The 12515-nt window shown below is 46.6% G+C and carries 13 protein-coding genes and 1 pseudogene; 8 read left to right on the top strand and 6 right to left on the bottom strand.

From position 1 onward, the window contains the following. Positions 1 to 21 precede the first annotated feature (21 nt). The 3 genes from coaD to METTU_RS16160 are packed head-to-tail and all read left to right on the top strand — an operon-like array spanning position 22 to position 1031. Entirely contained in the window at positions 22 to 507 is a 486-nt protein-coding gene (gene coaD / locus METTU_RS16165; RefSeq protein ID WP_006892863.1) for a pantetheine-phosphate adenylyltransferase, read from the top strand. Positions 508 to 510: 3 nt separating this feature from the next. Next, entirely contained in the window at positions 511 to 741 is a 231-nt protein-coding gene (locus METTU_RS22665; RefSeq protein WP_006892862.1) for a 4Fe-4S binding protein, read from the top strand. Positions 742 to 785: 44 nt separating this feature from the next. Beyond that, complete coding sequence (locus METTU_RS16160) at positions 786 to 1031, top strand: YfhL family 4Fe-4S dicluster ferredoxin (RefSeq protein ID WP_006892861.1); 246 nt, start codon at positions 786 to 788, stop codon at positions 1029 to 1031. Between the two features lie 112 nt (positions 1032 to 1143). Here the strand turns inward: METTU_RS16160 and METTU_RS16155 are convergent, their stop codons facing one another. Together METTU_RS16155 and METTU_RS16150 are read right to left on the bottom strand one after the other, a co-directional pair. Further along, the gene (locus METTU_RS16155; RefSeq protein WP_006892860.1) at positions 1144 to 1926 is read right to left on the bottom strand and encodes a hydroxypyruvate isomerase family protein; all 783 of its coding nucleotides are present in this window, start codon (positions 1924 to 1926) and stop codon (positions 1144 to 1146) included. Then, a pseudogene (locus METTU_RS16150) lies at positions 1919 to 2809 on the bottom strand (NAD(P)-dependent oxidoreductase); the annotation flags it as partial. The gene METTU_RS16155 and the pseudogene METTU_RS16150, both read right to left, overlap by 8 nt. A 172-nt stretch (positions 2810 to 2981) precedes the next feature. Here METTU_RS16150 and efpL point away from each other — a divergent pair. Beyond that, positions 2982 to 3548 (top strand): elongation factor P-like protein EfpL, encoded by a 567-nt coding sequence (gene efpL / locus METTU_RS16145; protein WP_006892858.1) that lies wholly within the window; start codon positions 2982 to 2984, stop codon positions 3546 to 3548. A 3-nt stretch (positions 3549 to 3551) separates the two neighbouring features. Then, the gene (locus METTU_RS16140) at positions 3552 to 4715 is read left to right on the top strand and encodes a methyltransferase (protein WP_006892857.1); all 1164 of its coding nucleotides are present in this window, start codon (positions 3552 to 3554) and stop codon (positions 4713 to 4715) included. A 123-nt stretch (positions 4716 to 4838) separates the two neighbouring features. Here the strand turns inward: METTU_RS16140 and METTU_RS23740 are convergent, their stop codons facing one another. From METTU_RS23740 to METTU_RS16125, 4 genes are all read right to left on the bottom strand, one after another. Beyond that, positions 4839 to 4991: a hypothetical protein gene (locus tag METTU_RS23740; RefSeq protein ID WP_006892856.1), complete on the bottom strand. Its 153-nt coding sequence runs from the start codon at positions 4989 to 4991 to the stop codon at positions 4839 to 4841. Between the two features lie 651 nt (positions 4992 to 5642). Further along, positions 5643 to 6011: a PilZ domain-containing protein gene (locus METTU_RS16135; RefSeq protein ID WP_006892855.1), complete on the bottom strand. Its 369-nt coding sequence runs from the start codon at positions 6009 to 6011 to the stop codon at positions 5643 to 5645. 4 nt (positions 6012 to 6015) lie between these two features. Then, positions 6016 to 6648, bottom strand: coding sequence for an FHA domain-containing protein (locus tag METTU_RS16130; protein ID WP_006892854.1), 633 nt, complete (start codon positions 6646 to 6648; stop codon positions 6016 to 6018). 89 nt (positions 6649 to 6737) lie between these two features. Beyond that, complete coding sequence (locus METTU_RS16125) at positions 6738 to 7988, bottom strand: HlyC/CorC family transporter (RefSeq protein WP_006892853.1); 1251 nt, start codon at positions 7986 to 7988, stop codon at positions 6738 to 6740. Positions 7989 to 8289: 301 nt separating this feature from the next. Between METTU_RS16125 and METTU_RS16120 the strand changes: the two genes are divergently transcribed. The 3 genes from METTU_RS16120 to METTU_RS16110 all read left to right on the top strand — a co-directional run bounded on the left by METTU_RS16120 (position 8290) and on the right by METTU_RS16110 (position 12515). Then, positions 8290 to 9741, top strand: a complete 1452-nt coding sequence (locus tag METTU_RS16120; protein ID WP_006892852.1) for a sigma-54 dependent transcriptional regulator — start codon at positions 8290 to 8292, stop codon at positions 9739 to 9741. 127 nt (positions 9742 to 9868) lie between these two features. Continuing rightward, on the top strand, positions 9869 to 11122 hold the full coding sequence (locus METTU_RS16115; RefSeq protein WP_006892851.1) for a sensor histidine kinase: 1254 nt from the start codon (positions 9869 to 9871) through the stop codon (positions 11120 to 11122). Continuing rightward, positions 11109 to 12515, top strand: a complete 1407-nt coding sequence (locus tag METTU_RS16110; protein ID WP_006892850.1) for a sigma-54-dependent transcriptional regulator — start codon at positions 11109 to 11111, stop codon at positions 12513 to 12515. Before METTU_RS16115 ends, METTU_RS16110 begins: the two co-directional genes overlap by 14 nt.

The following is a 12515-nucleotide window of genomic DNA, read 5'->3' as shown; positions in this document are numbered from 1 at the left end:
TTTTTTTGAAAATCACACACTATGCAAACCACTGCAATTTATCCGGGTACCTTTGATCCCATTACCAATGGACATTTGGATCTGATTGCCAGAGCGTCCAGGCTTTATCACAAGGTGGTTGTCGCCGTGGCGGTGAACAGGGGCAAAACCCCGTTGTTTTCCCTGGATGAGCGGGTGGATTTGGTTAGGGCGGTTACTTCGGATTTTTCCAATGTGGAGGTGATCGGCTTTGATAACTTGCTGGTTGAGTGCGCAAAACAGCAGGGAGCCAATGTGATTTTGCGAGGGTTGAGAGCGGTATCCGATTTTGAATACGAGTTTCAGCTGGCTGGAATGAACCGGCGTCTGGCGCCGGAATTGGAGACCGTGTTTTTAACCCCGGCCGAACAATATGAATTTATTTCTTCGAGCATGATCCGTGAAATTGCACAGTTGAACGGCGACGTGTCCTGTTTTGTTCCTGATATTGTTCATCAATGTTTAATTAATAAATTCAGGTCCGAGTAAAGTATGGCCCTGGTTATTAATGAAGATAAATGCGCCCGCTGCGGCGTTTGCGAGCCCGAGTGTCCGAATGAGGCTATTTTTCAGACTGAGGATGCTTATGTTATAAATCCCGCCTTGTGTACCGAATGCAAGGAACGATATGGCGAACCCTTATGTGAAGCGGTTTGCCCCAATGAGGGTATCCATGGAGTCAAAGACAGTTTGTATAAGAAGTGTTTGAGTTTATTTGGTTGAGCAAGATTAATTGCTCATCCGTGTTGTAGTGTGTAGGAGTTTGTATGGCCCTTATTATTAATGAAGAATGCATCAATTGTGATGTTTGCGAGCCGGAATGCCCGAATGGTGCGATTTCTCAAGGCGATGATATTTATATCATTAATCCTGACTTATGTACCGAGTGCATAGGCCATCATGATCTGCCGCAATGCATGGAAGTTTGTCCGGTCGATTGCATCGATAAAGATGCCAAGCATGTTGAGGACAAGGAAAGTCTGTATCAGAAGTATTTGAAATTGATAGCCTAGTTTGAATTAAAAAATGGAACGCGGATGGCGCGGATAATTATGATTAAGTAAGATTTTTCTTGAATTATCTGTGCTCATCATAGTCATCTGCGTTCTATTAAATACCTTTCGTTCAAGTTGATGCATACGGCGTTAACCAATTCAAACTTTCAAGCGTAGTTCCAACCGGTTTGTATTCCGCCCCGATCCATCCCGAATAACCCGATTTCTCAATGACTGAAAACATCCGGTTAAAATCAGTTCGCCCCGTACCGGGTTGTCCACGTCCGGGGCAATCGGCAAACTGGATATGGCCGATTTTATCGGCATGTTCAGCAATAAACTTCTCGGATTTTTCACCCATCATTTGCATGTGATAAATATCGTACTGCATAAACAGTTCGGGGCGGTTAAGCTCGGCTAACACGCTGAGCATTTGCGATTCGCTATGGACGATAAATCCCGGCATATCGTGAGTATTGACTGCTTCAAACACTGTTTTGATACCCAACGGCGAAAAGGCCTCAATGGCGAAACACAGGTTTTCCTTAAAGGTTTTCAGATAGTGCTCCAGGCGGCTTTTATCCAGACAGCGCCCCGGCAAGACATTGATTGCTTCCGGCTTTAACAGCTCGGCGTAGTCGACGGTCTGAGCGACGGCCAGCCTGAACTGATTGCATTTTTCAGGTACGCAGGCAAGCCCTTCGCCGCCTTGCAACAAATCGGCGGCGTCTACATTAAACAAAACCAGTTTTAAGTCGTATTCGTCCAGCTTGCCTTTTATGGCGGCTGCGCTTAACTCGTAAGGAAACTGAATTTCAACGGCGTTAAACCCGGCTTGCTTGGCGGCGCTGAAGCGATCGATAAGCGCTACTTCGGTAAACAGCAGGCTCAGATTGGCGGTAAAGTTAAGCATCGGTTTTTGTGTAGAGTTTGATTAAAGTGGCGGGGTCGTGTTCCAGGTAACCGTGGCTGCCGTGCAGTTGCATCAGCTGCGCGGCCAGGGCGGACATGGGGACGGCGTTGCCTTGTTTAACGGACAAATCGACCGCCATGTTCAAATCCTTCAGCAGGGTTTTAACCCTCCACTTGATTGGCTCGAAGGTTTCGGTCGCCATTTCAGCGCCGGAGATTTGCAAGGGTTTGGAGTCGGCAAAACCGCCAGCCAGCGCGGCGGGTATTTGCTTTGCATCAACACCGGCCTGTTTGGCCAGCGCCATCATTTCGGCGATTACCAGCACATTGCAACTGACTATCATCTGGTTGCAGATCTTGGTGATCTGGCCGCTGCCCACTTCGCCCATGTGGGTTAATTGTTTGTACAGCGGAGCCAGAACGAGCCGGGCAACTGCGATATTTTCCGCACTGCCGCCCGCCATAATCGCCAGATTGCCTTGCTCTGCACCGGCAACGCCGCCGGAAACCGGCGCATCGACCCAGCCCATGGTGCATTTTTCATGCAGCAGCGATGCCAGTTGCCGGGTGTTTTCCGGGTGGATGCTGGATAAGTCAATCAGCAACTTGCCTTCGGTGCCGTTTGTCGCAATCTCATTGCGAACAATCGAGTCTACGACCGCCGTATCGGCCAAGCACAGGATAATCACCTCGGAGGCTCGGACTAATTCGGCCACGGAACTACAGGCTGTTGCGCCTGCATCGATAACCGGCTGGAGCTTTTCGGGGCTGCGGTTCCAGACATTGACGCTAAAGCCTGCATCCAGCAAGCGCAAAGTCATCGGCTTGCCCATCAGGCCGATACCGATGAAACCGAGGGTGGGTTTTTTATCTGACATGGTTTTTAATTTATCACGGGTTAATAAATGCCATACGGCGTTCGGCCAGCCAAATTCCCGTAGCGGGCGGCTTTAAGTGCAGATTTTACGATATAATGGCGCTTGATGGTGGCTTAGCTCACTTAAATATAAACCCTTGCTGCGTTTCGTCGGCAAGTTTAATCGAGAGGAAGTTGGCGTGGCAAAGGCTAGTGATTTAAAAAGAGGCATGGTGGTTGAAATAAACGGCATACCGCATGCGGTTAAGCAGGTTGACGCTAAAAGTCCATCGTCCCGTGGTGCGTCAACCTTGTATAAAATCCGTTTTACCAATCTTAAAACCGGCCAAAAACTGGATGAGTCTTTAAAAGGGGATGATTTCTTTAAGGATGCCGATTTGGTGCGCGCCAAAGTGCAGTTTTCTTATGTAGATGGAGATAGTTATATCTTCATGAATATGGAAGATTACACCCAGTACACTTTAAGCAGCGATGATTTGGAAGACCAAATCGACTATTTGACCGAAGGGCTTGAAGGCATAGTGGCCTTGTTGGTGGACGATGCGGTACTGGGTATTGAATTGCCGAGTTCCGTGGTGATGGCGATAGTGGAGACCGCTCCGGCTATTAAAGGAGCGACGGCGTCAGGGCGTACCAAAACGGCCAGATTGACCACCGGGCTGGAGGTTCAGGTGCCCGAATATCTGGAGACTGATGAGTTGATTAAGATCAATACCGAAACAAAAAAATTCATGTCTCGCGCTTGAGTCATGTCTGTTCGTTTAAGCGTTGCTCAAGGCGAATTTGAATTAAACCGGCTGCCAAAACGACCGCGAGAATTGTTGCGCGCCTGGGACGCGGCGGATGAATATCTGCTCGATACGCTTGCAGAGCAGCTAAAGCTACCGGATAGTTCGACTAGGCTCACCACAGGTGCTGCGCGGGTTTTGATAGTGAATGACAGTTTCGGCGCTTTGGCTGTGGCGTTGAGCGCTTTCCGGCCTTATGCCATATCGGATTCCTTTTTGTCGCAGCAGGCCACGCGGCTCAATCTTGCCGCAAACGGCTTGCCTGAACACAGCGTCAGTTTACTGAACAGTCTTGAAATGCCGGAGGGTGTATTTGATTGGGTGCTGATTAAGGTGCCCAAGACCCTGGCCTTGTTGGAAGACCAATTGATACACTTGCATCCGCATTTAACCGCTTCAACCCAGGTTATTGTTGCGGGCATGATCAAAACCCTGCCGTCCTCGGTTTGGAAGTTGCTGGAACGGTTGGTCGGGCCGACGACGACCTCGCTGGCAAAAAAAAAGGCGCGGCTGATTTTTGCATCGCCCGATGCCGCACTGGCTGTGCCGCCCAGTCCTTATCCGGTTTGTTACCGGCTTGAAAATACCGAATACCTGATCAGCAACCACGCCAATGTATTTTCGCGCGACAGTCTCGACATTGGTACGCGCTTTTTTCTCCAGTATCTTCCGGCTCGGCAGGATGCCTGCGACATTATCGACTTGGGATGCGGTAACGGTCTGGTCGGATTAATCGCCGCCGAACGTTGTCCTGCGGCGACCGTGCATTTTGTCGATGAGTCTTTTATGGCGGTAGCATCGGCCAAGGATAACTTTCAGCGTGCTTTTGGAGAGCAACGTGAGGCGAGTTTTCGGGTCGGCGACGGATTAATGGGGGTTGAGTCAGAGTCGGCCGACCTGATTCTTTGCAATCCGCCGTTTCACCAGCAAAATACGGTAGGCGACCAAATTGCCGTCAGTTTATTCAAGCAGTCGCGCAGAGTATTGCGTAAAGGCGGCGAGTTGTGGGTGATCGGCAATCGGCATCTGGATTATCACAGCTACCTTGATCGTTTTTTTGGTGCGCATTCGGTCATCGCAGCCAACTCGAAATTCGTTATCGTGAAGGCGGTGTTGGCGGGCTAATTTGCTGAGCAGGTGTAAAAAAATCAGGCAAAAAAAACTCCCGGTGCGGTTTAGCGCCGGGAGTGAGAAGTCAAACAGGAGAGATGCTGTTTGAGGTAGGATACCAAGAGGTGGAAAAAAACTTTAGCCGAGCAATCTGCGGCTCAAAACTATATTGCTGAATATTGCGGCCGTTGCAAACGTGATTGTTGAAACAATGAATTCGCCGGAAAGAAAGCCTAAAATACCAACGACAAACATCAGCCCTATTAAAATATCTCTTTGAAAATCAGTCATTTTAAAGCTCCTATGCTATTTTGTGGGTAAGAAGTAATCAACGTTGGGTATACTATACATACGTACATATTGGTTGACAATATCAGTAGTTATTAATTAATAGTTTCTTTTATGGAAACAATTGGTTTTTAGAATTTACTTCTTTCATCTTTAAATGCGGAAAAGCCAGTCTAAAACTGGGTAACTAATGGCGTACAAGGCTTGACCGCGGTTTTTCTGTTTACTCGAAATAACGGACAGTTATGAATAGGATATGATTGCACGGGACTATACAGAGAGTCTGTCTGGCTATAATTCCGGTTCAGGCCTTTCGTCTAACGGAAGAGCAGGGTGCGAGGTCCGGATTCGGCCGCTATGATAAACGCAGAATTCCATAGCGTCCTCCCGAATGGTGTGATTGACAAAGACGCGCCAAGCCGATGCTGACTCAATCAGCGCATGCAGAAAGGTTGGGAGTGTTTGTTACAACAGGGTATGCAATATTTTAATGATAGGGATAAGGTATTCCCGCTGATGCAAGGATTTGGCGGGAAACCTTATTCCAGCGCCGGCTGGGCTTTGATTGACTCAAAATAATCAATTAGTGCATTGTTTTATATGGAAAATCTTTAAGATAATGTAGCTGCTTTTTAAGTGCGTGACTCATCTACGTTATTCGATTAATGCCAACAAATCCCGTTCCAGTAAGGCGCTGCTGCCAAGGTTGAGTTCAACCAATCGACGTAATTCGGAAATGCTGTCTATATCGATATGCTCACATTTAAAGCCGACCTTATTGCCTACAACATGCGTTGCAGTGAGTTCCATTTTTATTTGGACCTGTTCGGACAATCGTAATGCGAGGGTGTAGAGTTTTTCCGGATCTTCTTCCCAGGGAAGTTCAAAACGTAATAAACAGCCTTTTAAGGATAGGTCAACGATTTCGCAGTGCCATGTCTTTTCTTCACAGCTTAAAATAGCTTCTGCCGTGTAGAGAATGCGGTGAAAATGGCGGTTATCGTTGTTTTCTGTTGGATGCATGGATTTAATTCAAAAAGAATTGCAGGGATGTGTTGTCAATAACCAGCACATCATTCGTGTTTAATTTTAATGACTTATCGTTTAAGGGTTCATTGTTTACCGTTATCGTGCCGCTATTTTCCAATACGGAAACGAAATAACCCTCTCTTCTCTTCGATATTACGATAATGCCGTTTCCGTCATGACCCAGCCGCGTCATGGCTTTTTTTAATTGCAGAATCTTGCCAATATTGCTGCCGTTCATAATTTGCAAATTAGCGGCAGGAATGCGTAATTCACTGTCAATTTCCTGATTAAGCGATTTTACGTCTTCGTCAATGAGGCTATTGAAGGCGGGAGATTCTATAAATTCTGCGGTATTGAAAATGATGTCATGCTTTCCCATTGATATGGTGTCGTTGTTATTGAGATTGCAAGTTTTGGTTTTTTTGCCGTTGACGATTAACGGAAATTCATCATTGAGTTGCTTGATAGTGCAGTCATCTGCACGAATAATGATGACGGCGTGAGCCGGGGCGACTGCCAGGCTGTCAATGGTTAAATCATTGGTTTCATCGCGTCCGATATGCACAATACCGTGTTCAAACAGGCCCGAATGGATAGCTTTATCTTTAAAAAAAACAGTGAGTTTTGCCATTGGATTGGTAGCGCATCTTTAAACGAACCTTGATTATAGACGGTATTATTTTAGTTGTTCAAGAAATTGACTGTAACTGGGATAAAGGCTTATTTCCTCGGCAGGAATTTGACCAGTTTAACGCTATTTTCATCCCGTTTTATGATCTCCAAAAGGTATTCATGCAATCTGATACTGGTTCCGGTTTCGGGTATGGTTTCCATAAACTCGATGATAAGCCCGTTGAGTGTCTTTGGGCCCTCCGTAGGAAACGACCATTGAGTAACGCGGTTTAATTCCCTGATGGTAATATTGGCGTCAACCAGGTAGCTGCCGTCGCTTTGCGTTCTTACGGCGACATCGTCGGTGATCAGTTCACCTACGATTTCCTGTAGTAAATCGTCCAGTGTAACCAAGCCCTGCACGTCGCCATATTCATCGACGACCAGGCCTATGCGGATTTTTTCATGTTTAAAGCGATGCATTTGGTTATGCACCGGGGTGCTCTCCGGTATGAACGATGGCTTGTCCAGGAGGTTTATGATGGTTTGCTTGTCAAAATCTTCCTGGTTAAGCAGTGCGAGTATTTTCCGTAAATGTATAAAACCAATAATTCTGTCGATGCTGGTTTTGTAGACGGGTAATCGGGTATGCGGACTGGTTTTTATTCGGGTAATGATGTCTTCAACCGGCAACTCGAGGTCTACGCCGATAATTTCATTACGTGGAGTCATGATATCTTCAACAGTCGCTGATTCGAGATCCAGTATGCCCATCAGCATTTTTTGGTAGCGTGTAGGCATCAAGCTTTCGGCGTCGCTAATAATGCTTTTTAATTCGTCTTTATTGAGTGCGTTATGGCGGTTTTTTTTGATATCGACACCGACTATGCGGAGTAACAGATTAACAAATAAATTGACGAACCAAACGATGGGATACAAGATTTTCAGTAAGAGGGTGTAAATCCAGGCGGCCGGGAAGGCAAGCGGCTCCGGTTTGATTGCGGCCAGTGTCTTGGGGGTTACTTCCGAGCAAATAAGCATTACGATAGTCAAAATTCCGGCGGCGATAGCGACGCTGGATTCTTCATCGGCGTAGAGTTTAATGGCGATGACGGTTGCTATCGAGGATGCGAAATTATTAACAAAGTTATTACACAGTAAAATCAAGCCAAGCAAGCGCTCCGGCCTTTGCAGTAAGTGATGTGCTTTGATGGCGCCGGAATGATTCAGTTTAACCAGATGCCTTAAACGATAACGGTTTAGTGTCATCAAGGCCGTTTCCGAGCCGGAGAAAAAAGCGGAAAGAATAAGCATGGCGGCAAGTATGCCAAACAGCATGCTAATGGGTATATCGTTCAAAGAAGGTGTACTCTAGGGTTGTGGAAACAACCCTAGTGTCTATGATGAGAAATTTTTGTCAAGCCTGGATAGGGATTGCGGGTTGATTTATTTGTGCAAATCACATTAAAAAGGCCTTAGAACAGTATGAAATAAAAAGAATTTTGACATAGTGATAATTCGATGCTTAACTTTGCCAAATAGCTAAATAATTAAAAATAATTATTTTTAAGGCCATGCTGAGTGATGAGCCGCAGTTATTGTTGCGGAAAGTGTAAGGCTAAATCCAAATGGCCTCAATGTGAGTGATGAGTGTAAAAATATGGCGTTGCCGCGTATTTTGTTAATTGACGACAATCAAATAAGAGTCCAGCAACTGGAGACGGTTTTTCAGTTTATGGAGTACAAGACAGAAACGGCTGGTTCAGCGGATTATGCATCTTGTTTTAACGAAACGGATCAGTTGTGTGGAATTTTTGTCGGTGATGGCATTGATAAGCAGGCCACTGTGGTCAGTAATATTGTGGAACGGGCAAATAAAATCCCTGTCATTTTATTGATTAACAAGGGAACGGCGCTCCAGGTTTCGACCGCAATTACTAATAGTGTGTTTCAAGTGCTGGAATGGCCGGCTACGCACCCCGTTTTGAAACCGATACTCGATAAGCTGTTTGTATCCGGTCCGCAAACGACTTTTACGGTGCGTGAAGCGTCCGATCGTCGTTCATCTTCAGCTGATCGACTAAAAGGCAAGAGTCAGGCTATTATCGGTATTCGTAAGCTGATTGATCAGGTTGCAGAATCGGATGCGACGGTTTTAATTCTGGGCGAGTCGGGAACAGGAAAAGAAGTGGTTGCTCGCGCTTTGCATGATGCCTCATTCCGAAAAGACAAGCCGTTTGTGCCGATAAATTGCGGCGCGATTCCGGGCGAATTGCTGGAAAGCGAACTGTTTGGTCACGAGAAAGGCGCGTTTACCGGTGCTTTAAGCGCTAGGCAAGGCCGCTTTGAAATGGCGGAAGGCGGAACGCTGTTTCTGGATGAAATTGGCGACATGCCCTTGGCTATGCAGGTTAAGTTATTGCGTGTATTGCAGGAACGTACCTTTGAACGCGTAGGCAGCAACAAAACCATACATTGCGATGTGCGGGTTATTGCCGCAACGCACCGGTATCTTGAAAACGAGATTAAAGAAAATCGGTTTCGGGAGGATCTGTTTTATCGCTTGAATGTTTTTCCTATTGAAATACCGGCCTTAAAGGACAGGGCTGAAGATCTCCCGCTGTTAGTGAATGATCTTATCGCTCGCATGGAGGCTTCCAATCGGGGGTCGGTACGACTGACTAATGCGGCATTGGCTGTACTGATGCAGCATGAATGGCCGGGGAACGTCAGAGAATTGGCAAATTTGATTGAAAGACTGGCTATTATTAACCCCAAAGGACTGGTCGATGCGGCTGATTTGCCGGAAAAATTTCAGCACTATAAAATTTCTGAAGAAATTATTGATGATATCGAAGCGGTTGATATAGAAGATGAGGAGCAGTCCGAGCAAATTGAAGTCGTCGGTGCTTTTGAGGGGACATTGAGTTCTTTAGCTCAATTGCCGGAGCAGGGCATAGATTTGAAAGAATATTTGAATGTTTTAGAAGTCGATTTGATACGTCAGGCATTAAACGAATGCAGCGGGGTGGTGGCGCATGCGGCCAAGCGGTTGAATATGCGGCGCACAACATTGGTTGAAAAATTACGCAAATATGATTTACAGCGTTAAAGACAAGGCGTCATTTTTTTGTCAGCTAACTCTAAGGTGTTGAAAGTATATTGATTAATGTTTGGTCTGATTTTTGCTTTATTTTGTTAAAGCAAGTTTAAGTTGTAGCAAACCAGAGCGATCAGACATGAATACCCATAACACTCAGAAAAAGCAGAAAACCGAACAGCTCACCGATGCGTTCCGTATTTTTAATGAGCTATCCCAGAATTTATCTGTTTCTTATCAAGGACTGGAAGAGCAGGTTGCCAAGCTGCACGGTGAACTTGCCTTTGCCCATAGTGAGCGACTCAAGACCCTTGAGGAAAAAGAAAAGCTTGCCAGTCGCCTGGAAAAAATACTGGCAGCGCTTCCCGCCGGGGTCATTGTGCTGGATGTGGATGGGAAAGTTGTGGATTGCAATGCGGTAGCGACGGATTTTTTAGGTGAACCGCTGGTTGGTCTGGATTGGCTCGACGTTGTCGCCCGCAGCCTGATTCCCGTCTTTGGCAACCCTCATGAGCGCCAATTGAGTAATGGTAAGCGGGTGAATATGACCGTCAGCAGGGATCTTGTCTGTAGCGATTCCGCAGACACCGGGCAAATTATTCTGCTATCGGATGTCAGTGAAATGCGCAATCTGCAAGATATGTTGAATCAGCAAAAGCAGTTATCGGCAATGGGGGAAATGGTGGCGAGCATGGCGCATCAGGTCAGGACGCCGCTGGCGACGGCAATACTTTATGCCTCGCAAATGAGTAACCCGGCGCTGGATGAAGAAAAGCGGCAGCGGTTTTCACAAAAAATTCTTGAACGTCTGCAATATTTGGAAAGACAGGTTAACGATATGTTGATTTTTGCCAAAGACGGTCGCCTGGCGATGGAGACTTTTTCATTGGCCGAATTATTAAGCCACCTCAGGGAAGCGGTAAAAGAATATACCGGCAGCGGCAGGATTGATTTACAGATTATTAATGACGTACAAAATGACGCAATGCTGGGTAATGAAAATGCCTTGCGCGGTGCGCTGCTTAATTTATTGAATAATGCGGTCGATGCTCTGGGACAGGTTGGATGTGTACAAATTTCGGTGACGCAGCTTGATGCTTGCAATCTACGCGTTGTGGTTAAAGATGACGGTCCGGGTATTGCCAAAGAGCTGTGTCAGCGGGTTTTTGAGCCGTTTTTTACCACCAAAAGTTACGGTACCGGCTTGGGTTTGGCAGTCGTCGACAGTGTAGTGAAAGCGCATGGCGGTCATGTGTCTGTTGAGTCGGTTTTGGGGCAGGGTACTGTTTTTACATTAGTCCTTCCCTGTATAAATCAGGCATATAGTTTGTTACCTGGCGGTTTTTCCGGTAAAAATCACCATCAAATGGAGATGAAACATGAAACAGTATGATGTGTTGGTTGTTGAGGATGACCTGTCATTATGCGAAGCGCTTTGCGACACTCTGGAGATAAGTGGTTATCGTGTGATTTCGGCGCGTAACGGTACTGAAGCATTAATCAAGCTGGAGCTTGGCCACTTTAAACTGGTCGTTAGCGATGTGCAGATGCCGGTTATGGACGGCTTTCAATTGTTGAAAAATATGCAGCATAAGTATTCGGAAACACCGGTGCTGCTGATGACGGCTTTCGGAACCATTCCCAAGGCAGTCGAGGCCATGCAGGCCGGGGCTTCCGATTATCTTATCAAGCCATTTGACGCACAGGCGCTGGTGAGCAAGGTGGCGGATTATGTGGTAGCCAATCCGTCGGCGGCTAATACCGCGGATAATGAGCGAGTCGTGCAAGACGAAAGTATGAAAAAACTCTATGCGTTGACGGCCAAAGTCGCCAAAACCGATGTTACCGTGTTGTTGCAGGGCGAAAGCGGAACCGGTAAAGAGGTTATTGCCCGCTATATTCATCAGAATTCAACGTACCAGCATGGTCCATTTGTCGCAGTGAATTGCGCCGCTATTCCTGAAAACATGTTGGAAGCAATGTTGTTCGGTTATGAGAAAGGCGCCTACACCGGAGCGGTTCAGGCCATGCCCGGAAAATTCGAACAAGCGCAGGGCGGAACTTTATTGCTGGACGAAATAGCTGAAATGGATTTAGGTTTACAGGCGAAATTATTGCGGGTATTGCAGGAAAAGGAAGTCGAGCGTTTGGGCAGTCATAAAAAAATCAAACTGAATGTCAGAATTTTGGCGGCCACCAATCAGAAGTTAAAAGAACAGATGGAGCAAGGGCGGTTTCGTGAGGATTTGTATTATCGTCTCAATGTATTCCCTATCAATATTCCACCGTTACGCAATAGACCTGGCGACATTTTGCCGCTGGCACAGGAATTGATGCAGCGCCATCGGCTGGAAGGCAAAAAATTGCCTGAATTTGATAATGAGGCCGTTGAAAAAATGTCCGCTTACAGCTGGCCGGGCAATGTCCGGGAGCTGGATAATGTGGTGCAACGCGCTCTTATTTTGCGGACTGGCGACAAGATTACGGTTGATGATTTGGTGTTTGAGGATGCGGGATCGATGATGAACATGATTGATAAAAGTTCTTCGGTCGAGACTGTAGAAGGCGTGCGAGACTCGTACCGGATTGATATTAAAGATGAAAGGCAGGATGTTGGCGGGTTGGGCGAAGGGGTTCGCTCTGCCGAAGAAAGCATTATTTTGCAGACCTTGCAGATGGAGAATGGCAGCCGCAAGATAACTGCTGAAAAGTTGGGCATCAGTCCCAGAACACTCCGATATAAGATGGCGAGGATGAAAGATTCGGGTGTTATTATTTCATGCTAA

The sequence above is a fragment of the Methylobacter tundripaludum SV96 genome (genome assembly GCF_000190755.2).
GTDB classification, from domain to species: domain Bacteria; phylum Pseudomonadota; class Gammaproteobacteria; order Methylococcales; family Methylomonadaceae; genus Methylobacter_A; species Methylobacter_A tundripaludum.
This window is presented reverse-complemented; position numbering and strand designations above follow the sequence as displayed.

Bases quoted from the DNA above. Each gene is read 5' to 3' on its own strand.
- METTU_RS16140 (WP_006892857.1), top strand. From the start codon at position 3,552: ATGTCTGTTCGTTTAAGCGTTGCTCAAGGCGAATTTGAATTAAACCGG.
- METTU_RS23740 (WP_006892856.1), bottom strand. From the start codon at position 4,991: ATGACTGATTTTCAAAGAGATATTTTAATAGGGCTGATGTTTGTCGTT.
- METTU_RS16160 (WP_006892861.1), top strand. From the start codon at position 786: ATGGCCCTTATTATTAATGAAGAATGCATCAATTGTGATGTTTGCGAG.
- METTU_RS16110 (WP_006892850.1), top strand. From the start codon at position 11,109: ATGAAACAGTATGATGTGTTGGTTGTTGAGGATGACCTGTCATTATGC.
- METTU_RS16155 (WP_006892860.1), bottom strand. From the start codon at position 1,926: ATGCTTAACTTTACCGCCAATCTGAGCCTGCTGTTTACCGAAGTAGCG.
- coaD (WP_006892863.1), top strand. From the start codon at position 22: ATGCAAACCACTGCAATTTATCCGGGTACCTTTGATCCCATTACCAAT.
- METTU_RS16120 (WP_006892852.1), top strand. From the start codon at position 8,290: ATGGCGTTGCCGCGTATTTTGTTAATTGACGACAATCAAATAAGAGTC.
- METTU_RS16130 (WP_006892854.1), bottom strand. From the start codon at position 6,648: ATGGCAAAACTCACTGTTTTTTTTAAAGATAAAGCTATCCATTCGGGC.
- METTU_RS22665 (WP_006892862.1), top strand. From the start codon at position 511: ATGGCCCTGGTTATTAATGAAGATAAATGCGCCCGCTGCGGCGTTTGC.
- METTU_RS16115 (WP_006892851.1), top strand. From the start codon at position 9,869: ATGAATACCCATAACACTCAGAAAAAGCAGAAAACCGAACAGCTCACC.
- METTU_RS16135 (WP_006892855.1), bottom strand. From the start codon at position 6,011: ATGCATCCAACAGAAAACAACGATAACCGCCATTTTCACCGCATTCTC.